The organism is Bacillus sp. FJAT-49711, from assembly GCF_018343715.1.
Taxonomy (GTDB): Bacteria; Bacillota; Bacilli; order Bacillales; family Bacillaceae_C; genus Lederbergia.
Genome location: NZ_JAGYPL010000002.1, coordinates 811,070 through 836,104 on the forward strand (window position 1 = coordinate 811,070; position 25,035 = coordinate 836,104).

At 31.1% G+C, this 25,035-nt stretch carries 14 protein-coding genes; 12 read left to right on the forward strand and 2 right to left on the reverse strand.

What is annotated here, in order from left to right; translation table 11 throughout:
• Positions 1 to 25 precede the first annotated feature (25 nt).
• A complete protein-coding gene (gene tagD / locus KHA96_RS11570) occupies positions 26 to 421 on the reverse strand; it encodes a glycerol-3-phosphate cytidylyltransferase (protein WP_213129436.1) in 396 nt (131 codons plus the stop codon).
• Positions 422 to 989: 568 nt separating this feature from the next.
• Here tagD and KHA96_RS11575 point away from each other — a divergent pair.
• Genes KHA96_RS11575 through KHA96_RS11585 form a run of 3 tightly spaced genes read left to right on the forward strand, consistent with a single transcriptional unit; the run spans position 990 to position 3,911 of the window.
• The gene (locus KHA96_RS11575; RefSeq protein WP_213129437.1) at positions 990 to 2,486 is read left to right on the forward strand and encodes a DUF6056 family protein; all 1,497 of its coding nucleotides are present in this window, start codon (positions 990 to 992) and stop codon (positions 2,484 to 2,486) included.
• Positions 2,487 to 2,538: 52 nt separating this feature from the next.
• The gene (locus KHA96_RS11580; RefSeq protein ID WP_213129438.1) at positions 2,539 to 3,516 is read left to right on the forward strand and encodes a glycosyltransferase family 2 protein; all 978 of its coding nucleotides are present in this window, start codon (positions 2,539 to 2,541) and stop codon (positions 3,514 to 3,516) included.
• A complete protein-coding gene (locus tag KHA96_RS11585) occupies positions 3,513 to 3,911 on the forward strand; it encodes a GtrA family protein (RefSeq protein WP_213129439.1) in 399 nt (132 codons plus the stop codon). The genes KHA96_RS11580 and KHA96_RS11585 overlap by 4 nt, the downstream gene beginning before the upstream one ends.
• A 153-nt stretch (positions 3,912 to 4,064) precedes the next feature.
• Here KHA96_RS11585 and KHA96_RS11590 read toward each other — a convergent pair whose 3' ends face one another.
• On the reverse strand, positions 4,065 to 6,194 hold the full coding sequence (locus KHA96_RS11590) for an SH3 domain-containing protein (RefSeq protein ID WP_213129440.1): 2,130 nt from the start codon (positions 6,192 to 6,194) through the stop codon (positions 4,065 to 4,067).
• A 687-nt stretch (positions 6,195 to 6,881) separates the two neighbouring features.
• Here KHA96_RS11590 and KHA96_RS11595 point away from each other — a divergent pair.
• The 9 genes from KHA96_RS11595 to KHA96_RS11635 all read left to right on the forward strand — a co-directional run bounded on the left by KHA96_RS11595 (position 6,882) and on the right by KHA96_RS11635 (position 25,007).
• The gene (locus tag KHA96_RS11595) at positions 6,882 to 10,196 is read left to right on the forward strand and encodes a CDP-glycerol glycerophosphotransferase family protein (RefSeq protein ID WP_213129441.1); all 3,315 of its coding nucleotides are present in this window, start codon (positions 6,882 to 6,884) and stop codon (positions 10,194 to 10,196) included.
• Positions 10,197 to 10,394: 198 nt separating this feature from the next.
• Entirely contained in the window at positions 10,395 to 12,446 is a 2,052-nt protein-coding gene (locus KHA96_RS11600; RefSeq protein ID WP_213129442.1) for a tetratricopeptide repeat protein, read from the forward strand.
• Between the two features lie 134 nt (positions 12,447 to 12,580).
• The gene (locus tag KHA96_RS11605; protein ID WP_213129443.1) at positions 12,581 to 13,786 is read left to right on the forward strand and encodes a CDP-glycerol glycerophosphotransferase family protein; all 1,206 of its coding nucleotides are present in this window, start codon (positions 12,581 to 12,583) and stop codon (positions 13,784 to 13,786) included.
• Positions 13,787 to 13,916: 130 nt separating this feature from the next.
• Positions 13,917 to 14,735 carry an ABC transporter permease gene (locus tag KHA96_RS11610; RefSeq protein ID WP_213129444.1) on the forward strand — a complete coding sequence of 273 codons (819 nt, stop codon included), beginning with the start codon at positions 13,917 to 13,919 and terminating at the stop codon, positions 14,733 to 14,735.
• A gap of 15 nt (positions 14,736 to 14,750) precedes the next feature.
• Positions 14,751 to 15,554, forward strand: coding sequence for a teichoic acids export ABC transporter ATP-binding subunit TagH (gene tagH, locus KHA96_RS11615; RefSeq protein ID WP_213129445.1), 804 nt, complete (start codon positions 14,751 to 14,753; stop codon positions 15,552 to 15,554).
• Positions 15,555 to 15,807: 253 nt separating this feature from the next.
• Complete coding sequence (gene galU, locus KHA96_RS11620) at positions 15,808 to 16,692, forward strand: UTP--glucose-1-phosphate uridylyltransferase GalU (RefSeq protein ID WP_213129446.1); 885 nt, start codon at positions 15,808 to 15,810, stop codon at positions 16,690 to 16,692.
• Positions 16,693 to 16,764: 72 nt separating this feature from the next.
• Positions 16,765 to 20,079, forward strand: coding sequence for a CDP-glycerol glycerophosphotransferase family protein (locus tag KHA96_RS11625; RefSeq protein WP_213129447.1), 3,315 nt, complete (start codon positions 16,765 to 16,767; stop codon positions 20,077 to 20,079).
• A 129-nt stretch (positions 20,080 to 20,208) separates the two neighbouring features.
• Positions 20,209 to 22,239, forward strand: a complete 2,031-nt coding sequence (locus tag KHA96_RS11630; RefSeq protein WP_213129448.1) for an N-acetylmuramoyl-L-alanine amidase — start codon at positions 20,209 to 20,211, stop codon at positions 22,237 to 22,239.
• A 188-nt stretch (positions 22,240 to 22,427) separates the two neighbouring features.
• Positions 22,428 to 25,007: a M14 family metallocarboxypeptidase gene (locus KHA96_RS11635; RefSeq protein WP_249315469.1), complete on the forward strand. Its 2,580-nt coding sequence runs from the start codon at positions 22,428 to 22,430 to the stop codon at positions 25,005 to 25,007.
• Positions 25,008 to 25,035: the final 28 nt, after the last annotated feature.

Below are 25,035 nucleotides of genomic sequence, written 5' to 3' on the forward strand. Positions count from 1 at the left end.
CAAATAAACACTAATGGCTATATCTCTAGCCATTTACTTTGTTTAAATCATTCTTAATTTTAGTAGTAGAAATCCCAACCGTTCTAGGTAAATAAATGACTTCACAATAATCCTTTAGAAAGTCAAATTTCCCTTCCCAATCGTCTCCCATAACAAATACATCAACATTATGTTTTTGTACATCCTCCACTTTTTGCTCCCAAGTGTGCTCAGGAATGACTTCGTCAACATAGCGTATTGCTTCAAGGATCGCTTTGCGTTGTTCGAAAGAATAATAAGCTTTCTTACCTTTTATTGCATTGAATTCGTCGGAAGAAATAGCCACGATTAAGTAGTCGCCATATTCTTTAGCACGACGTAAAATATTTATATGACCTGTATGGAGCAAGTCAAATGTTCCATATGTGATGACTTTTTTCAATTAAAAACCCTCCAAGTAGATTATTTCGTCAATATCCTACAAGCGGTACGATAAAATTATACATTTTATTATACTAGTTATAAGACAAAATAAAAACTAATATTTTGTAATTAGTTCTTCGAATAAAGAACTATGTGTTGATTTCGCATATAGCCATTTATCTAACTTTTTTTATTTTGATAAATTTTGATTCTTTTTGGACGGTCATAAACTACTTTATAATAATATGACTGATATCTACATTTGTTCTAAATAATTCGTCCTTTATCCAATCACTGCTAGAAATTTCCCCTCAAAAAGTATTATTCATAATTTAGATTATTTTCTTGTATAGTAATCCTTTTAGTGTCTCCGATTTAATCCTCGTTTTAATAGGGGGGATTCCGGGAATATTATTCAATAAGTTAATAACTATGCATCTGGTGTAATTTAAAAAATTTATTATTGTTATCTTGCAATTATAAAGACGATGACATACATTTGATTGCTGTGATATAATACCTAATATTTGGTAAAAGAAAACTTGACCTGAGGTGTTTTCGTGAATTTAAATCTGCATCAATCGAAAATGAAGTTTCCAATTATCTATCTTACAATGCTTTATATATTTTTCTTTTTATTATCGTATAATGTGCCGCTTACCGGTGATGATTGGGCATGGGGAACAAATATAGGAATAAAGCGCTTGAAAAGTGGATTTGCTGATTATAACGGTAGATATCTGAGTAATATTCTTGAAATTATATTAACACGCTACGATTTACTTCGATATATTACGATTGCATTATTTTCAACCTTACTTGTCTATATCGTAGGAAAGTTAACCGATCACCAGAATAAGAATACAACTTATTTGTTATCTTTTATTCTGTTTCTTTTAATACCAATAAGAATCTTTTCTCAAACATTTGGTTGGACTGCAGGATTTGTAAATTACGTACCTTCAGTGGTTTTACTATTATTATATATTTTCATAGTAAGAAATATTTTTGATGAAACAAAACCCACCTATCGTAAATGGCAAAGTTTTATTATTTTTCCTTTAGGGTTGGCAACACAATTAATTGTAGAGCATGTTACTTTGTTTGCTCTATTTACTTCTGCTTGTATAGTTGTTTTTACTTATTTAAGACATAAAAAAGTTTACGCTATTCATTTATCATATATGTTTTCTGTAATAGTAGGCAGTATTATTATGTTTACAAATAGTGCATATATAAATGTTTTGAAAGGTAATGACGATTACAGAACAGTTAATAATGATTTAGCTGCGCAAACGGGTCTATTTGACAGAATTTATGAAGCTTATTCGGGGAATATGTACAAGCTTCTCTTTTTGAATAACATGGTTGTAAATGTCCTTATAGGGATTTTAATAATAGTTTTATTAGTTCGATTTGTTTCGAGTTCCAAATGGGTGAATTTTGTATTGAAACCAATTCTTCTTTCTGTTATTAGCGGTTTTATTTTGTTTCTTCTTGTTTTTAAAAATGTTTTAGGACGTAACTTTTTGGGAGTATACACTAATGATTTCGAAGCGATTATTTCATTGCTATTTTTTATTAGTGTAATTGTTTCTATTGTACTATTTGTTAAAATACGTGAAACTAAATTTCGTTTATTATATTATTTGTCGGGAATAGTTTTGTTAACTGCTCCATTTATTTTTATAACACCGTTCGGTCCAAGATGTGTTTTTGCTTCTTACACGTTTATGGTACTTGTAGCCCTTGAGTTATTCTCTTATCTTACAAAAACGTTATCATGGGATAGCAAATATCTGAAAAAACCATTACTTTCTTTGTCCTGTGTAATAATTATAGTGTATGTATTTATATTATCCATGAATGGAACAACTAATCGTGATCGTCTTGCCCATCTTGAGAATGAAGTTAGTAATAACAAAAAAATAGTAGAGTTACGTGAACTTCCGTTTCCTCAATTTCATTGGATGTCTTCTCCAAAACCAAGAAAATACCATACAAAGGTATTCAAAAGATTTTATGGGGTTCCATCTGATACGAAAATTAAATTAATCCGTTATTATAAATGGAAGGAAAAATAATATACTCTCTTCATATATAATCGCTAGATATCATTATTTTTGGAGGAAACATATGAAGAAACTCTCCCTAGTTATTCCTTGTTACAATGAAAGCTCACCTTTAACAAATACGTATGAAGAATTGAAAAAGATATTAGATAACAAGGAAGTAATTGAATTATATGAATATGAACTGATCTTTGTGAACGATGGCAGTAGTGATGACACTCTAAATATTATAAAAAAACTCTCAGCTGACGATGATGATGTTAAATACATTTCTTTTACTCGAAACTTTGGGAAAGAGGCGGGAATGCTTGCAGGTCTAAAATATGCGAGCGGTGATATCGTTATTATTATTGATGCTGATTTACAACATCCACCACAGCTTATTCCTGAAATGATTCGCTACTATGAAGATGGTTACGATCAGGTTATTGCAAGAAGGTCTAGAAAAGGTGAAAAGTTCTCCCGCAAATGGATTACAAAGATTTATTATCGCATTATAAATAAATTAATTGATGTAGAATTAGGAGATGGGATTGGTGATTTTCGACTTTTAAGCCGCCGTGCCGTTGATTCTCTCCTGTCTATGCCAGAATATAATCGTTTTTCCAAAGGGTTATTTTCTTGGATTGGTTATGAAAGAAAAATTATAGAGTATGAAAACCAGGAACGTATTTCCGGTGAAAGTAAATGGGGATTTGGAAGTCTATTAAATTATGCGATTGATGGTTTAACTTCTTTTAACAGCAAACCCTTACGCTTATTAATTTATTTGGGAATAATTATAACTTGTCTAAATTTGATTTATATTGGGATATCCTTTATAAATATATTATTTTTTGGTATTGATACTCCTGGTTATTTTACTCTAATTTCCTCTATTTTACTATTGGGAGGAATTCAGTTAATATCTCTAGGCGTAATAGGAGAATACGTAGGACGGATATTTTATGAAGTAAAGAGGCGTCCTAATTTTGTTATTGATCAATCAAACATAACACCTGCAGCGAAAAGATTTAAAGTTCTTGAAGAGGAGAAAAGATGAAAGCGAAGTTTTATGAATTTATACAAAAATATCAATCATTTTTTCGCTTTGTAATTGTGGGTTTTATAAACACTTTTAATTATTATGTAATCTATCTATCCCTTGTTTATTTCAAAATGCCTTACATAGGCAGTCATTCTATTGCATTTGGGGTCAGTATGATAGGGTCATTTTATTTGAATTGTTATTTCACCTATCGAACAAAGCCAACGTTGGCAAAGTTTTTTCAATTTCCATTGACATATGTTGTTAACTATACCGTTACAACAGCGTCATTGTTTATATTTGTAGATTTATTACATCTTAATAAATTCTTTGCACCACTAATATCAATGGTACTTCCTATTCCATTCACCTATATGGTTTCAAAATGGATTCTTGTTAAAGAAAACTAAAGCTGCTTCATATGTAGTAGTAATGAATAAATCTTTATTAACCTAAAAGAAGTAATTCCTTATTTTTATTGGGGAGTTACTTCTTTTTATTATTGTATAAAGATAAAAATAAAAAAACACCATATGTGCAATTTGCACATATGGTGAAATATTTCACTTTTTTCTTACCTTTATAAATTCAGTTCCATTCTTACCACCACTTACCCAAGCTTCTTTACCTTTATAAATAACCTGGTACCATTCATCTTTAGTGATAATTTTATTGTTCTTATCTAATACACCCGCCAAAAATTCGTTACTTACCATTCCGTTACTGGTAGTTGAGCCGGGAGTAGGACGCACATTGAGATTTTTTGCTGTAACTTCCAATAAATTTAACAAATCCACGTACTCTCCGTGTACCCAACCAGTAATTTTACCAGATTTAATTTGGTACCATTTATTATTTGAATTTACAGTATCCCCAATGCCTTCTGCCAAAACCTCAATTTTAATTTTTTCCTCTAGTTTTCCAAGAGATTTTGTGCTAGTGCTTGGTTTTTCTCTTACATTCAAATTGGAGGCATTTGTAAGTCCATAAACTTTGTCTGGATATGTTATTACCGTGTTTCCAGGATTAGCAGTATCTCCAGGTTTTGGACTAGCAGGTTTTGTCGTTTCTTTTGGCTTATCAGAAAATTTAGGGACATCAAATACTAAAGTATAGTTATTGATTGTACTATAAATTGCCCCAATTCTAGCTGTTTGGATCGTCGCCCATGCTACATGGGTTGCATATTGATGACTACCAGGTTTAGCGGGATTCCAACGCATTTTATATAACGTATCCTGTCCTTGACTAATATAATTTTTAACAACCTCTTGGGCTCCGCCTATTATTGCTTTTTCAGGGGTGATCCACCCTTGGTCAAACGCATATTTTGCACCACAGTCAATTGGGCAGCTATCTTTTGCACCGTAGCCATACATGTTATAGACGGTAAATGCAGTATTGGCGTTTTTAACAATATTTCCTTTAGAATCCTTAGTCACTTTTCCATTTTCATCAACCGGTATACCTTTTGCCAAAGTTGAGGTCCCATTACCGGTTTCATGCAATGTATGTGCTATAAGATAAGCATCGTTAATATTGTACAGCTTACCTGCATCGATAAATGCTTTTGCTGTTCCCTCTAGACTTCCCTTGCCTTTGAGGATTTTTGTATTTATTTCTTTTTCATTTAGTCCTGCAGGCACTTTTAAATCTAAGAATTGGAAGAACTCTGTCGTACCCTGTTTAAAATTAGCGGGATTAGAGTAATACTCAATTTCAGCTCGTGTTGCTGCAATATTACCTGCGCCATCACTTTTTGCACCTGAGTTATTTTGAACGTCTACAAAAGATTTAAAGGTATAATTATAGTTTGTGTAGTTAATAATATCTTCTGTTGTAACATCTCCACTATAAATATAACCTGTTGTAGCTTTTCCATTAATGTAAACTGTGGCTTCATACCAATTTTTTGAAAGACTTTTAAATTTTAATGGGCTGCTTTTTTTATAGCTCTTTAAAACTTTAGAACTTTTGGATGCTAAAGAGTAAATTTTTGTTGTAGTAAGAGCTCGGCCACTTAGGGTTTCAGATTTATCTAAAAGCCCTTCAACATGATCGGTATGAATAAATCCTTTTGTAGCTTTCCCATTCACATACACTTTAGCTTCATACCAATTACTTGAAAAAGTTTTGTAAGATAAAATGGTTCCTGCTGCATAAGACTTTAATTTTTTAGAGCTAGTTGAAACTTGTGAATAGACAACAGTCGGGCTTTTTATGCCTATACCTTTTATACTCGTCTGTTTAGAAGTTATTTCTTCAACATGTGATTTATGGATATATCCTGTTTGAGCTTTTCCTTTAATATAAATGGTTGCTTCATACCAATTAGAGGAAAATGTTTTATATTTTAAAATACTTCCAATCGAGTATGACTTCCATATAGCGGAACTAGTCGAGGCATTTTTATAAACTTTAGTTGGACTTTGTAAGGCAACTCCAGAAATGGTTTCTTGTTTATCTAATGCACTCTCTACGTGTGATTTAGATATAAATCCTTTTTGAGCTTTTCCGCCAATAATAACGGTTGCTTCATACCAGTCTGTCGAATAAGTTTTATATTTTAATATAGTTCCAGCTGCATAGGACTTTAAAGCCTTTGAACTTGTAGAAGCTTTTGAGAATACCTTTGTTGACTTTTGTAACGCAATCCCTTTTAAAGTTTTCTGATCTAAAGTAGCCGTGTCCACATCATTTTGATGGATATAGCCATTTGTAGCTTTTCCATTAATTAAAACAACGGCACTATACCACTCTGAATTATACGATTTGTATTTTAAAATGGTCCCTTTTGAATAACTCTTAAGTACTTTATCTTTTTTAGTAGTACTATAGACGTTGGTAGGACTTTTCAAAGCGACCCCTGTATATGAGCTTGATGCATGAACTTTATTTAGATCAGTTGAAAGGGTCGACAATGTAATGATAGATAAAAAGAAGCAAATTGTGACAAGTGTTCTAAGCTGGATATTTTTCAATTACTTATTTTTCCCCCTCTACCTTAGTTTTTAGTATAGTTTGTTTTATATAGAACACCTCCAACATTCCAAGTCGTAAATAATAAAAAGTTACTTCTATATGAAAAGTAACTTTCTCCTATAATACTATATTTTGGTACAAAAATGGACAATTTTTCTAATATTTTTTGTGTTTAATAGAAAATTAAACACAAATTCTATTCGCGATATTTATATATGAGAGAAAAGTGTTGGAAAGCTGTATAAATTGCTGTAGAATATTGAGAGCTTTTTAATGATAAAAATGTATTATAATATGAAAAGGACAAAAAATACCTTATAAAAAGCAGGGTAGGAATATAAATGCAACTTGTCCGGAGTGATTAACAATTAGAATAACTTCCCGAAGAGGTGGCTTCAATGTTTTTAAAAAAGCTTAAAACTTGGATTAAAGGTAATAACAATTATTTGAAAAAAAGCTTAAATATCAATCAAAAAGAAAGCACTCTATTGATAGAAGGTGCGTTAAATAAACTTGATTATAAAGTTAAGGAGCTTTGGTTTGTTGCTAGAAATGGAGAAAGAACTCTAAAAATTCAATCCGATACTAATGCGTCTGATTTTAATTTTAATATTGATTTAAATATGAATGAAGAATTTTTCAGAGGAATAGAAGATATTTTTAATTTGTATATATTAGTCAGTATCTCTGAAGAATCATTAACACAAGAGCAAATAAATGATGTTTCCAAAAAGGCTGATATCGTTTCCGACAGCCGCGGTAGGCGTTACTATGAATACCCTATTCGCTTAGGAAGATTTAAAAATACAAAAGCCTATAGTTTGGATCCTATAGTGATTAATGGGAATGAATACAGACTATATAAGACAAATAAAGGGAATATTTCATTGTCTGTTAATTTCAAATTGAACCATGATACAAAAACTCAAATTAACTATATGACGCTAAACAAAAGCAAAATAAAATTAGGTGGAAAACTATTTACTAAGAGCTTTGAAATTAGAAATGCTCAATTAATTTTAAAGAGTCGAAGCAGTATTATTGAAGCTATAGTACCTATCCATTTTCAACTATTAAAAGACGAAACAGAAAAAAAGTTTGGTTTAAATCGCTATGAATATAAAGCGGAACTCTTCTTGAATGAAATTTTTGAAAATAATGATATGCATGAAGATATTTATGATGTATTTATGGAAGTTGAATACGATCATTTGCCTGAGAAAGTTAGGGTTCGACTAGGTCACCCAAGATTTTTTGCTAGGTTTAATGTTAAGTCAGCTTTTGCAAAACTAGGGAATGATATTTTCGCGGTAAGTCCTTATTTTACAATTAAATTTATGAATTTATCTTTTCAAGTGGATAAGTTTGAGGCAGAAACGTATAAATACATGAGTAATTTAACGAAATGGTATTGGCTGCTAAGACTTTTTTACAAAAGCAAAAACATCTGGATTGTTGGTGAACGTCCTTATAAAGCCCAAGATACGGGATATCATTTCTTTAAATACATGAGGGAAATGCACCCAGAGCAACAAGTTTATTATGTAATAGAAGAAGATTCACCTGAAATTAGAAATGTAAAAGATTATGGAAATATCCTGCATTATAAATCCAAAAAGCATGTATTATACACATTGATGGCAACGAGGATTATAGGCTCCCACCATCCGGATTATCTCTTCCCCTTGAGAACAAATGAATTTAAAAGGAAGGTTAAAGCACTAAAAGTATTTTTACAACATGGAGTAATGGGAACAAAAAATACAGTTCATTTTTATGGAAAGACATCCCCCAGTTTCGATACTGATCTATTTATGGTTAGTTCTGATTTAGAAAAAAGCATTATCGTTAATGATTTTGGTTATCTTCCTAAAGAGGTTAAGGTTACAGGACTTCCGAGATTTGACAGTTTATTAAAAGGTGACGTACCGACAAAGAGACAGCTGTTAATCATTCCCACTTGGAGGGAGTGGCTAGTAAATGAGGAAAGATTTTTGGAAAGTGAGTATTTTAGCCGATATCAAAGCTTAGTAAATAATTCATCATTACACAAACTAGCAAAGGATTTAAACTTTGAAATTGTTTTTTGCTTACATCCGAATATGCAAATGTTTACTCACTTTTTTAAGGATGCTCCCGTGAGAGTAGTGAGTCAAGGGGAAATTGATGTTCAATATTTACTTAAAGAAAGTGCAATGATGATTACAGATTATTCAAGTGTTGCATTTGATTTTAGTTTCTTAAGTAAACCAATTGTATATTATCAATTTGACAGAGATCGTTTTATTGGGAAAAAAGGTTCGCATTTAAATTTAGATGAAGATTTACCAGGAGATATTGTATTCGAGGAAGATCAGATCCTGGAATGTGTAGAAGAGTATGCAAAAAAAGACTTTGAGATGAGTCAGGAAAATAAAAAGAAAGCTTCTAGATTTTTAAAATATAAAGATTTAAATTCGTCCGAGAGAATCTATAATGTCGTTAAAAAGGCCAAGAAAAATTCACTTAACAAAACCATTTTTAAAAGTGAATTTTCACGAGTGATATATAGAAGGCTCAGAAAAAGCAAATATTATTTTCCTATTATGAAGGTTTTTTATAATTTTGCTAAAAGAGTGATCCCAATTGACCAAAAAATGATTCTTTTTGAAAGTGGTTTAGGAAAACAATATTCCGACAGTCCTAGGTATATTTATGAAGAAATTTTAAAAAGAAATTTAAATTATAAAAAGGTATGGATCAGTAACAAAAAAGTAAATTATAGTGATCCTAATACGATTCATGTCCAAAGATTAAGCCCGCAGTATTATTACTACTTGGCGAAATCAAAGTTTTGGGTTAATAATCAAAACTTCCCAACGTATATAAAGAAAAGGCCAGAAACTGTTTATGTTCAAACTTGGCACGGAACACCTCTGAAAAAAATGTTGTTCGATATCAGAAATATTATGGGAAGAAGCGATGATTATTTAGAGCGTGTGTATAGTGCTAGTAAAACATGGAGTTATTTAATATCTCCGAGCAGCTACGCAACGAAGGCATTTAAAAGTGCATTCAAATACGAAGGAGAAGTTCTAGAGATCGGTTATCCGAGAAATGATCTTTTTTACAAAAAGGACGCAAATCAACTGGCGAAAAAAATTAGACATGAGCTGAATATTCCAGAAGATAAAAAAGTTATACTTTACGCTCCTACATTTAGAGATAATCAAACTACAGCGAAGAATAAATTTATATTTGATATAAAAATGGACTTAGAAAAATTAAAAGAAACAATCGGTGATGATTATATTATATTACTACGTATGCATGTAGCTGTTACGAATAGATTGACCATAGATGAGAACATAAAGGACTTTGTATATGATGTATCGAAATATGATGACATTCAAGAATTATATCTTATTTCGGATATATTAATGACTGATTACTCATCGGTTATGTTCGATTTCGCCAATACGAAGCGACCTATATTATTTTTCACTTATGACTTGGAAGAATATCGTGATGATATAAGAGGATTCTACATGGACTTTATAAATGAAGCTCCAGGGCCATTTCTTAGAAATACAGAGGATATCATTGAATCGGTGACAAATATCAAGAATATTGAACTGGAATACAAAGAAAAATATAAAGCATTTTATGAAAAATATTGTAAACTCGAAGATGGAAATGCGAGTAGTCGGTTAGTTGATAAAATTTTTGATTAGAAGCTATTTGAAATGACAATTTCCCATGAAAATTGTCATTTTTTTTCAGCTATAATTGAGAAATATCTTATTTTAGACAGGAAAGGAAATTTATTTCATTATTTTTGGTATTACAAAATGATAGGGAATCATGTAAACTTGGTATGGATTGATCTTTTTTTGTATCTATTATCGAGTAAATATGGGAAGTGATATAAATTGATTAATTCAAATGAGTCGAACAAGAAAAGACTATATTATCTTCGGAAATTTAAGAGCATCTTAATCAATCGGAAAGAGCCGAGTTTTTATATAAATAAAAGTAGAAGCTTAGTAGAAGTAAAAAAAACTAATGAGGCTTTTAATGTCCTTGAAAAAGGGTTAAAGTATTATCCTAAAAGTATTAATATTCTTCGTGAGATCGCAGATTTGGCTATGGGAGAAGAAAAATGGGAGAAAGCTGCCTTTCATTTAGAAAACATCATAAAATTAAGTGATAAGAAATTGCCTCCCATTGTTTTTTTACAATGCTCCAATGCTTTAGTGGCTAGCAAGAGTTTCGAAAGAGCAATAAGCATTTTATCCCAAGGCTTAAAGGTCCATTTATTTAATGAGAAATTAGTTTCATCTATTGTGCATTTATTGGTCAATGAAAAAAGATGGAAAGATCTTAATTGGGATAAAATTCTACAACTATGTAAAAATGATTTGCCACCTACTTTTTATTTACAATTTGGCATGCTGTTAAAAAAAGAAAATGAGATGGAAAAGTCAAAAGATGTCCTATTCCTTGCCTTATTAAAGCTAACAAATAATGAAGATATAATATCTGCTTTAGCAGAAGTTTTAATGATCCAGAAAGATTGGGAAACACTTTCTGAGGTATTGAGTAATATATATAATTCAGATAGTGTTACTTTTTCTGTTCATTATTATTTTTATCTTGTTTTATCGTATATTAATCAGGAAAAGATAGAAAACACTAAAGAAATATTGGGAAAAGCATTGATAAATGATTCCAATATCCTTCTTAAAATCATTGATGTTGCTATTCAGATGAAAGAATGGAATGCGGCAATTCAAATTTTAGAAGTTATTCTTAGACTAGACCTGGCAAATGACCATTTTGAGCTATTAATAAAATTATCCATGTTCTATAAAATAGAGGGAAACAGTAATAAATCAAATGAACTGTTCGATCAAACTTTGGACAAGTATCAGGATCGTGTTCAACAGGATGAAAACGGATATAGAAAAATCATATTGTATGATAATGGGGAAAGTAGAATTGAATTCTACAAACAATTAAAAAGAACTAGCAAGATGATCGTTACATTCGATTCGATTAGAATGGTATGGAGGAATCCTGCGTTTGGCTTTAAATTACTTCTTAGTCAAGATATTGATATTATTGCAGTAAGAAAAAAGAGAAAAAATGCTTTTTATCAAGATTTGTCATTAGAGAACTTTAAACATTCGATTTCTAAACTTATAACATGTTATACAGATAAATTTGCATACGGTTTTAGTTTGGGGGCGTATGCTGCACTATATTATGGATCTGTTTTTGATTGTCGTATACTTGCATTGTCGCCAAGGTTATCTATACATCCGAAGTTGGGTAAGAAAGATGTTATACCAAATCATAAATTCAACCACTCTTTATTCCCTGTTTATAATGAAAGAATCTCTCCAGTAATTGTTTATGATCCTATCAATAACTTGGATAGAACATATGTACAAAGGAATACAGAGCAATCCTTTCCTAACGCTAAACTTGTAAAAATTCCATACGGTGGACATGGTATGGCTCCTCATTTATTAAGAATGGGTGTCCTAAAAAGTTTTATTCTTTCTTTTATTAATGAAAATAAAACTCCACAATACGATAGAAGGTTGAAATTAAGATCAAATATTTATTTTAGACTTCTTGCAGCAGCTTGTTTAAAACATAATAAAATTCGCTGGGCCAATGAACTAGTTGATCGATCATTGCAACTATTGTCTACTGATAAATATGCTATAAAAGTAAAATTGGATGTTTTAAAAAGACTCCATCAATTTGAAGAGGCAATAAAATTTGCAGAAGAGGCAATCAAACTTTATCCTAAAAACTTAGATTTCAGAATAATACTCATAGATTTATATATAGATATAGGAGATTTCAATGCGGCAGAAAATAAGCTTAGTACAACTGTAGAAAAGTTTGATATGAGTCCGCAATTAGCAAAAAGAAAAAAGGAATTGTCGAATCAACTTATACTAGCTTAATCTGAACCTTATTTTAAAAGCTCCCTTTATGGGAGTTTGTTTGTTAAAACATAGCTTTAGTTTGTGAATTGAGTTGAAGTTGAATAAAATAAAAAGTATAATTCCTAGAGTAGATTAGAAGGAGTCCGCTTAATATGAATGTTAACATAAAATTAAAAAAAGCAATTAAAGGACTTTTTATGAGTAGTGTTATTAGGTTTATCTATAAACCTCTTTTTTATGTTCTACAATTATTTCTTCCAAAAAGCAATGTTATAGTATTTGAAAGTTTTTTGGGCAAACAATATAGTGACAATCCTAGAGCTATATATGAGTATATGCTCGATTCTCACATGGAATATGAAATGTATTGGAGTATTGACCGAAGAAATATTAAAAATTTCGAAGGAACAAATATTAATTATGTGATACGTCTTTCTTTTAAGTGGTTACTTGTTATGTCAAAAGCGAAGTTTTGGGTTTCAAATAGTAGGCTTCCTCTCTGGATACCTAAATCCAAACGGACTATATATATACAAACATGGCATGGAACACCATTAAAGAAACTTGGAGTCGATATTAATGAAGTATTAATGCCGGGAACTGACACGGAAAGCTATAAGAAAAACTTTATTTATGAGGCCAGTAAATGGGACTATTTAATTTCCCCTAATGCTTATTCAACGAAAATATTCAGACGAGCATTTGATTTTAAGAATAAAATAATTGAATCAGGTTATCCAAGGAATGACTTTATTATAAAAAGCAATAATGTAGAGACGATTTTGGAATTGAAGAAAAAGTATAATCTGCCAACTGATAAAAAAGTCATTTTATATGCTCCTACTTGGAGGGATAATCAATACCAAGATATAGGTAAATATAAGTTTGATTTGCAAATTGATTTGGAAAAGTTATATGGCACTTTAGGTGAACAGTATATAATAATATTAAGATTGCATTATCTTGTTGCGGAAAACATAGATTTAACGGATTATGAGAACTTCATTTATGATTTTTCTAAAAAGCAGGATATTAGGGAACTTTATGTAATTTCAGATTTACTAATAACAGATTACTCATCAGTGTTTTTTGACTATGCTAATTTAAGAAGACCAATAATATTTTATGTATACGATATCGATGAGTACAGGGATAAAATAAGAGGGTTTTACTTTGACTTTGAAAAAAGGGCTCCTGGACCATTAGTAAAAACCACAGAAGAAATTATAGAGCAAATCAAAACTCTTGAGAAAAACAACTTTGAATTAACAAAAATACAGGAAGAATTTATAGAAACGTTTTGTTATTTAGAAGATGGGAATGCAAGTCGCCGTGTTGTGGAAGGATTGTTTAGTTGATGGAATTTTAATTGTTTTTTTCAAAAGATAAAGTTCCATTGAAAATTGTGTTTTTAGTTTGTTGTTTGTATAATACAATGACATATAAAACAAATTGTTGAATTTTTTAGATGTCCGAAAGGAATTTCTTATGAAATCTGCATTTTTAGTTATTAAAGAACAAGTAGAAAATTTTTATTTAGTTAGAAGGCTTTCCCTATATGAGTTAAAAAGCAAAAATAAAAGTAATTATTTAGGGATGGCGTGGGAAGTTATAAATCCAATCATTCAAATTTTAATATATTGGTTTGTTTTTGGAAGCATTCGCCATAGGGCAGATATAGAAGTCGCACCAGGAATGGATGTACCTTTTATATTTTGGCTGCTTGGCGGATTTACGTTGTGGACCTTCTTTTACCAATCTACCTTACAAGGATCCAAGTCAATTTATTCAAGACTACGTATGTTGTCAAAAATGAACTTCCCAATGAGCGTGATACCTAGTATTGTCCTGTTCTCCCAATTCTATATTCATTTAATCATGTTGGGTATCACAATTATAATATTTCAATTTGCAGGCTACTATATCACCCCTTATTTTATCCAAATTATTTATTTTATTTTTAGTGCCTTTTGTTTAATCTTTTCGATTGCCCTTATCACTTCAACTCTTTCGACAATGATAAGAGACGTCCACATGTTTTTAAATGCTACACTGCGGATGTTGTTATACTTATCACCTGTCCTTTGGCAAATAACAATTTTGGAAGAGCCACTTCCAACTATTATGAAAATCAATCCATTATATTATTTGATTGAAGGCTACAGGTCGGCTTTATTTGGATTAGAGTGGTATTTTATTGAACATTGGCAATATACCTTGTATTTTTGGGGAGTAGTGATTGTATTGTTTTTATTTGGCTCGACTTTACACATAAAATTCAGAAGACACTTTATAGACTACTTATAAATGGTTGTGAAAATCATGGAAAAGGCTATTGTAATTAATAAACTGTCAAAAAGATATAAACTATATACTAGTACGAAGGAACGAATCCTAGATTTAATCACTCCTAAAAGCTACGGAGAAGACTTTTATGCTTTAACCAATGTAAACTTTGAAGCACTAAAAGGTGATGTTATAGGCTTTATTGGGATTAATGGTTCAGGAAAATCAACTCTTTCAAATATAATTGCGGGAATCGTACCCGAGACATCGGGTACGATAGAAATAAATGGTCAGGTCGCTTTAATTGCGGTCTCATCAGGATTGAATAATGATTTAACAGGTAGAGATAATATTGAGCTGAAATTATTGATGTTAGGGTTTAATAAAGAACAAATTAAAGCATTAGAGCCAAACATTATAGATTTTTCCGAGCTCGGAAAGTTTATTGATCAGCCAGTAAAATCGTATTCAAGTGGAATGAAATCTCGGCTTGGGTTTGCTATTTCTGTTAATGTAGATCCTGATATTTTGGTGATTGATGAAGCATTATCGGTTGGTGATAAGGCATTTGCCGAAAAAAGCTTTGAGAAAATGAAAGAATTTAAAGAACAGGGTAAAACGATGATATTTGTTAGCCATTCTATAAGCCAGATGAAAAAATTCTGTGAGAAAATTCTTTGGCTAGAATTTGGAATGGTAAGAGATTTTGGACCAACTGAAGAAGTAATACCTAAATATGAAAATTTTCTGAAAAAGTATAAAAAAATGTCAAAGGAAGAAAAGGAAGAATATAAAGAAAATGCTCTGGGATTACAGCAAAGGACATTAAATGTCAAATAAATCCTTTTATTATAGGACTCTTTTTGGTAATATTGACATAATAGGAAAAAATACTTACTACTTTCTAATCGAGTCCGTATGTTATAATATGTTTTGTTCGTGATTACGAGCGAAATTCCTTTACTGTATAATAGGAATTTAATTGGGAAGAATGTAGGTCTAACAATTGACAGCTAAATTGTCTGCTTTTGTTAGATTTTTCTTTTTGTCAAAAGTTCTTAATAACAACTAATCCTAAAAGGAGTTTAATTAAATGAAAACAGTAAAAAAAGCAATTATTCCTGCTGCCGGTTTAGGCACTCGATTTTTGCCTGCAACAAAAGCAATGCCAAAAGAAATGTTACCAATCGTTGATAAGCCTACGATTCAATATATAGTTGAAGAGGCTGTTGCCTCAGGGATTGAAGATATTATAATTGTTACAGGAAAAGGAAAGAGAGCTATTGAAGATCATTTTGATAATGCTCCTGAACTCGAGAGAAATCTTGAAGAAAAGTCTAAATATGATTTGTTAGATAAAGTTCAATATTCATCAAATCTAGCGAATATACACTATATTCGGCAAAAGCAGCCAAAAGGATTGGGTCATGCTATCTGGTGTGCTCGAAATTTTATTGGAGATGAACCTTTTGCAGTCCTTCTAGGAGATGATATTGTCCAAAGTGGGATACCATGCATTCAACAGTTGATAAGTCAATATGAAGAGACACAATCATCCGTAATTGGAGTACAAAGAGTTCCAGTTAGTGAAACACATAGATATGGGATTGTGGATCCTTCTCTGCAAAGTAACCGAAGGTATAGTGTTAAGAACTTTGTCGAAAAGCCAAAGCAAGGAACTGCTCCATCTAACTTAGCGATTATTGGTAGATATGTATTAACTTCCAGTATCTTCGAATTATTAGAAAGACAGGAAGTTGGTGCTGGGGGAGAAATCCAATTAACAGATGCTATTCAAAAATTAAACAAATTAGAAAAAGTATTTGCCTACGAATTTGAAGGCAAAAGATTTGATGTTGGAGAAAAATTAGGATTTGTAAAGACTAATATTGAATTTGCCTTACAACATGAAGACCTAAAAGATGAGTTATTATTAATATTAGATGAATTATTGAATAATGAAAAAGTAAAATCGTAACTTTTGTAATGGGTACTAATGTATAGAAGGTTAGATAATATTAAGTATTTGTTGGAAGTGAATTGATATAAAATGGAAAAAGTCAATGTATTATCTTACACAATAAAGGGGCAATATCTTGAAATTGATATTTCGTGCAGCAATGAGAATGAAGATCAGTTTCAAGAGTTTCTATATAAATATAGAAGTTTAAAAAAAGAAATCATTTTTAAACCACAAAAAGAAAAAATAAGCGGTAATATTTTAAGGTTAAAAATAACTTTATCTGACATACCATTTAGTGATGAGCAAAATCAATTTTTGGACTTTTTTATTATTATTAATAATAAAAAACAAAGACTAATAATGCGGTCTAATAGGGATTATTCACCTCTTGAATTTTATAAAATTAACTCTTCTAAAATAGCTATCCCATATATAACACAAAAAGGTGGACTTTCTATATTATATGGAAATGCTTCACTTGTCCTAAATAGACTTTTTAAATCAGTAAATGAAAGTATAATATCGGGTATTACAACAAATATAAATAACACTCAAATAATTATTTCCTTTAGTGATTTTACAATCGAGGATAAACAATATTTTATATCTTTATACAATAGGTATACAAATTATAAAAACGCTATAAAATATGAAATTTTATCTCCAACAACTATTTCCATTGACATAAATAAATTTAAAGATTTTGAAAACGGAATGTATGATCTTTGCTTAGAGAGAATAGATGCAGATTATTTATCAGTGAGTCCGATTCATTTATTTTATAAAGATATTAGAATTAGACCAATTATTACACAAAATGAAAACGTTGAATTTGAGAATGTAAATAAAAGTGAAGAAAATAAAAAGATTCATGTTTCAGGCACAAGAATAGATAATAATAAATTACAGCTTTTCTTTGAAGAGGAACTATTTGATACTAATCAATGTCAACTTTTTATTATGAACAAGGCAAATTCTAAATTAACTGTTATTAAAGACATGGATTCCCATGAAAAACAGTTATCATTTGCTGTAGACAAGACGTTTGAAAATAACACTGAAATGCAGAAGTGGAAATTATTAATTAAAATATATAAAAATGAATTGGTTGAAATACATGAACTTATTACAGATATAGATAAGAAAAACATAAATAGTTGGAATGCAAAGCATGATAATAATGATTTCCATATTATTCAATATGTTTCGCATGAAAATGAAATTATATTTTTTCTAGGCGATTGGGACTCTTTTGAAAAAGTAAGATACATTACGTTAAAGAACAATATGTTAATAAGAGACGTTGATGTTAAAAACTCGCATCTTCATTTTGTTTTGGTGAATTTACCCATTTCACATTATGAACGATGTCAAGTATTCCTTAAAAAGAGAAAATCAAATCATATCTTTTTTCTTGAAGCTAATATGGCGGAAAAAAGTGGTGAGACCTTAGTCGATATTGATTTAAACAATTTTATTGAAGAGTATAGTCACGAGGTTTCGCGATGGGATTTTTATATTGAATTAGTTAAGGATAATGTTAAAGAGTTAAATAAAATTGGATTGTTTAATAAACCTTATTTACCAGCGCATAAAAGGTATTACAATGCTATTAAAACGGAAACAGTTAATGTTCTTGTACCTTACTATACAGTTAAAAACGAATTATCGATAACCATAAAAACTGAAACGTCTTTATACAATGAAATTCTAAAGGCAAATGTGGAAGTTATTGATTTTAATTTGAAGAAGGGTATTATGCAAGGGAAAGTAAATATATCTTTGTCCGAGTGTGATAACTTTTCTGTTACATCATTTATTGTAAAATATAGAAGTAAAACAGATTTCATCGAATATAAAGGATCAGTTACAGAGGCAAAAATAAACAATTATGAATCAAGTGTGAAATTTATATTAGACTTTAGTTCATTAAGCTTTGAGCAGTATTATTGGGATTTATATTTAGAAGTTTGGACCTCTGGGAAAAAGTATTTAGTTATCCTTAATAATCCAACAGAAGAAATAAAAAAAAGCATTTCGCAAAATACGAGAAAATATTTATCCAAGCACACTGATGATTATCTCATTTATCCATATATAACAGTTAAAAACACTTTGGCTTTAACTTATAGGAAAAGAGAAGAACATGAAACTGTTTTATTTACTATAAAAGATGCTTTTGCATACCTTATATTTATATTATTTAAAGGGTACTTTTCAAAAAATCAAATTTGGCTTGTCTATGAGAAGTTTTCGCAAACTGCTCAGGATAACGGCTATTACTTTTTTAAGTATTTGTATAATAATCATCCAAACATCAATGCTTATTACATTATTGATAGAAACTCGCCTGATTATAATAATTTAAAGGGTATGGAGAATAAGGTTCTTCATTATATGAGCTTTAAGCATTTATTATATTTATATGCTGGAAAACTATTGGTTTCTTCGGAAGCTAAAGGTCATTGTTATATTTTAAGACAACAAAATGGAAGATTGAGAAATATTATTAATAACAAGAAAGCAGTCTTTCTACAACATGGAGTAACTGCTTTGAAAAGGGTTGGTCCAACATATGGGAAGAAAAGTAAAAATGCTGTAGAGCTATTTGTTGTAACATCCGATTTTGAGAGTAGGATTATAAAAAAATATTTTGGATATGACGAAAAAGAAATAATTAAAACGGGATTTTGTAGATGGGACGCATTACAAGACAAATCCCAAGAAAGTCCAACGAAAGAAATTTTATTAATGCCAACATGGCGTTCTTGGTTGGATGATGTTTCGGATAAAAAGTTCGTTGAAAGTAATTATTATAAGAACTATATCGCTTTATTAAATTCGAAAAAGCTTGATAAAATATTAAATGAAAATAACGTAATAATGAACTTTTATATTCATCCAAAGTTCAAAGCATATATCGATAAATTTAGTTCGAATAATAAAAATATAAAGATATATCAATTTGGGGAAGAAAAAGTAAATGAATTATTAATGAAGAGTTCGTTATTGATCACAGATTATTCAAGCGTGTCGTGGGATCAGTATTATCAGAAGAAACCAATTATATTTTATCAATTTGATTATGACGATTATAATCAGCTGCAAGGCAGTTATTTAGATATGGAATCTGATCTTTTTGGAGATAGAGTGTTTGATTCGGACAGTTTAATCGATTCCGTAGAAAGTTATATAGAAAATAATTTTGCAGAGAAAGAAAAATATGCAGAATTAAGAAATAGCTATTTTGACTTTGTTGATCAAAAAAATAGCGAACGAACTTTTAATGCCATTATAAAAAATAGAAAAGCATTAGAGTTGGAAAATAAACCTGGTTTTCTAATCAGGGTTAAGAGGTATTTAAAGAAAAAGATAAAGGCTAAAGCACAATATAAGAAATAACTTTTTATGCATCCTAACATTTATTGTTTAGGGTGTTTTTTTATTGGAAAAGCATTAAACTTTATCGAAAACATTACGATAATATTGATAGCATCTTAGAAAAACATTATTGTAATGGAGGCCAATTTCATGAAAAGATTAAGTAGCATAGGCGTTTATATTTTGCTTATTGCCTTTTTGTTTCAAATGTTTCCAATGTATATTTCAGCGAATTTCGACCTGGACGAAGAAATGCAGTCTGAGGTTTTTCTTTTTGCCGAACAATCCGAACAATATATCGAATTATATGCCGAGGAAAATGAAGAGCAAGAACTATTAGCCAAAATACCAGATGGAACACAGGTTAAACTAATAGAAAAAAACGAGATATGGTCTTATATAAAATATGAAGAGAATGTTAAAGAGTCTTCAAGGATTTTAACTGGCTTTGTTAAATCTCGTTATGTAGTCGACTCGACAAAGAAATCTTTTTTTCTAGAAGAGCGTCTTAATAACGAATTAGCAACTGAAAACTCAGTAGAGGAAACAATACCTGAAGTAGCGATAAATCTTCAACCAGAACAAGAAGAAGTCGTAAACAACCCTAAACCAGAAACTCATGAAATCGTAAATAATGAACAAAAGTTAAAATCGAATACCCATGATATTCAGGAAAAAAAGGTAATAGTGGACGTTGGTGAGAAAAAAGTAGATACTGCGGGGGGAAAGGTAAAAACAGAACAACCTACTATAAAAGTAGCAAAAAACAATTTGTCCTCTGTAAACATTCAAAAGAAATCACCAATAAAAGGGATTGCTCTTAATGCTTCAACTAAAATATACACTGAGCCCTCGCTAAGTTCAATAGTGATAAAATCCTATAAACAAGGAAGTATTCTTACCTATTATTCGTTTAATGCTGATTGGTTTGTTGCAACCGTTTATATTAATGGAGACAAACATACGGGGTTTATCTACGCAAAAGATGTTGAGAATGTTACTGATTCCAAGATAGTTCAAAAAGGGATAGCGATTAAAAAGTCTGTACCAATATATTCAACTGCTTCCAATCAAGGAAAGGTACTAAAAAGCTATAAGGAAGGACAATTATTACAATTCCGCAGCTTTGCCACTAATTGGTACATTGCCACCATTTATAAAAAGGGAAGTAAAGTAACGGGATATATTCATATCAACGATATTGAAATAGCCAATACTTCTGAAGTGGTTCAAAAAGGTGCAGCGCTTAAAGGACCTACGCGTATATATTCAACAGCCTCAAACAGTGGGAAAGTCATTAAAAGCTACAAAAAAGGACATGTTTTAAAATATCGTACTTTTACATCTAATTGGTATATTGCGACGGTTTATGTAAAAGGCAAGAAAACGAATGGTTTTATTTATATAGAAGATGTAGATAACATATTAAAGAAACAATCTACAATGAAAGGGATAGCTACCTCTCCTACAACAAAAGTTTACGCAGGTGCTTCAACTCAATCAAAGGTATTGAAGAGTTATAAATTCGCTAGTAAATTAGTATATCGGACTTATTCGACAGACTGGTATCAGGCGACAGTATATGTAAATGGAAATAAGAAAGTTGGCTTTATTCACAAAAATGATGTGGCCAATATTTCGGGAAAAGCAATTGTACTGGATCCGGGTCACGGAGGTACAGATCCGGGGGCAAGTGGAATCGGAATAATAGAGAAAACATTAAACTTGGATATTGCGCTGCGTACTAAAAAATTATTAGAGACTGCAGGATTTAAAGTTATTATGACAAGAACAACTGACGTCTTCATTCCCTTGGAAGAAAGGGCGCGTATTGCAAATAACTCCAACGCTGATATTTTTATAAGTATTCATGCTAATACGTTTAATAGTTTAGCGAAGGGCGTAGAAACTTTTTGGTATGGAAAATATGAAAAGGAAAACAGTATTCGCCTTGCTACTGTATTGCAAAATAATGTAGTAAAGTCAATGAATAGCTTTAATCGTAGAGTAGCAGAAGGGAATTTCCATGTTATACGTGAGACAAGACTTCCAAGTGCACTTGTAGAAGTTGGCTTCATCGATAATCCACAAGATGCAGCCAAGTTAAGAAAAAGTACTTATAGACAAGAAGCTTCTATAGGAATATTTAATGGTGTGATTGATTATTTTTTAGGTAAATAAGTGATCAAAAGAGAAATCTGCAAACTAGATTTTGCAGGTTTTTTCATTTTTTAGTAATATTGCTATTTTAATATTGTATAATAAACGGGAGGGAAATTTGTAGAATTTAGGTGATTTATGGGAGAATGCTAATTTGTTGCCAGTAAAATTAGGATTTTGGATTAAATTGTTACTGATGGAGGAAGTAAATGAGAACACCTATGAAACTAAGTATATATGCTATGCTTTTTGCCTTATTTATTCAGTTATTTCCACAAAATATTGTCGCTGAAAGTCTAGAGGAAACAGATAATGAACAGCAGGAAGTTTTTTTGTTTGCTGAAACAGCTGATGAAACAATAGATTTATATGAAGATTTAGGTGAAAAAAATGTATTAGTTACCATTCCTGACGATACAAAAGTTGAATTGATTGAAACTTTGGAAGATGATTTTACTTTAGTAAAGTATATTGAAATTTCCAATGAGAAAGATTCGGAAACTCAAGAAATTATTTGGACAGGTTATGTTCTTTCGGATTATGTTATTAACAGTGAAGAGGCGGAAAAAATCCGGGAGGATCGCCACGAGGCTGAATTGAATAAGGACTATAGTGAGGAGACTCAATCCGCAGGAAATGAGACAGTAGAAGAAAAAACTTCAAAAGAAAAAGTAGTGGATTTGCAAAAGAACCAGCAATCTAATGTAGATGATCAACAGAATCAACAAGTACAAGAAGAAGTAGGTAAAGTTCCCGATGAAGAGCAGGAATCCAGTTCTTCCCCTCAATTGCCTAAGGAATCTCCTGTCATTAAAGGAGTTGCTATAAAACAACCTACGCCAATTTATGCTGATACAAATGTAAATTCTAGTGTTTTAAAGACTTATAAGCAAGGCCACATTCTTTCATTTCGTGCGCTCGACGCCAACTGGTACATAGCAAACGTTTATGTAAATGACGAGAAATTGACCGGTTATATCAATAAAGATGATGTGGATCTTCTAATCGATTCTAAACGAATTGAAGGATATGCTGTAAAACAAATAGTTTCAGTGTATGCAACCCCATCTCAAAGTGCAAAGTCCATAAAAAGTTATAAAATTGGGCAAGCCTTAGTTTATCGTTCATTTTCTTCTGAGTGGCATGAGGCGACTGTATATGTAAACGGGAAAAAACAACAAGGATATATTCATGCAAAGGATGTAAGTAAAACTGCTCCAAGCTTATCGGGTGTATCTATAAACTTAACAACGGTATATAGTAATGCTTCAACAAGTTCAAAAAAATTAAAGACTTATAAACAGGGGCGTATATTAAAATATAAGAGTTATACTTCCAGCTGGCACGTCGTAACAGTTATTATTAATGGTAAAAAACAAACAGGTTATATAAAAACATCAGATGTTGGGGATCTAAACGCCACCTTAAAAGGTTATGCGTTAATTGATCAGACTAACATCTATAGTAAGACATCAAAAAGTTCTTCTAAACTCAAAACTTATAAAAAGGGCCATCTTTTACAGTACAAATACTATAATTCCAATTGGTTTAAAGCGACAGTCTATATAAATGGCAAAGCCAAAACGGGATATATAAACGCCAAAGATGTTAGCATCAATCCTCCCTTATTAAAGGGCTACGCTATAGCGAATCCGACGATTGTGTACAGCAAAACATCGAAAAGTTCAGCGAAAGTCAAATCGTATAAACTTGGAAGTGCATTGCAATATCGCCCTTATGATAAAAATTGGTATATTGTTACTGTTTATGTCAATGGCAAGAAACAAACAGGTTACATTCACGTAAAAGATGTGGGAGATAAAAAGGCATCGAAGCCAACAGGAAATACGAATATTGTTAATCCATTAAAAGTATATTCCTATTCTAATATGATTAACGACATTAAAAAGCTGCAAAAGGCTTATCCTGACCTCATTACTTATAAAGTGATAGGAAAATCTGAATATGGTCGTAACATTTATGCTGTCTCTATTGGAAATGGGAAGCCTACCACTTTTATTAATGGAGCACATCATGCACGAGAATGGATCACAACGAACTTAAATATGTATATGCTTGAACAGTATGCGAAAGCATATTATAAAAAACAAAAAATACAAGGCTATAATGTGAAGAGTATATTAAATTCAACAACAATTTGGTTTGTCCCGATGGTAAACCCGGACGGCGTAACTCTTCAACAACAAGGGTTAAAGGCATTTCCAAAAAGTGACCATGCTTCCTTAATTAAAATGAATGAGGGAAGCAAAGACTTTAAACGTTGGAAAGCAAATGCCAAAGGAATAGACTTAAATCGACAATACGATGCAGGCTGGAAAACGATACATTCAAGTCCAAAAGCTCCAAGCTATAAGAATTTTAAAGGGTATAGTCCTGCCAGTGCTGCTGAGGTTAAAGCTATATTGAAGTTTGACAAAGAAATTGATCCCGAAATAGCAGTTGCTTACCACAGTAGTGGCAAACTGTTATATTGGAATTATAAACAAGATGCCGCAAGATATAAGCGTGACCATGTTTATGCCAATGTAATTGGAAAAATGACAGGTTATGCTCTGATGTATCCAGGACCAAACCCTTCAGGAGGCGGATATACAGATTGGTTTATTCAAGCTCGAAAAAGACCAGGTTTCACACCAGAAATAGCAACGTATGTTTATGAATCGAGCCCTCCACTTTCCGAATTTAATGGTGCTTGGAGAGAAAATCAAGCAGTTGGACTATACGTTGCACAAGAAAGTGTGAAGTTATACGCAGCTAGGAAGAAGTAAGAATGATAGATGATATATAAAAATTTTA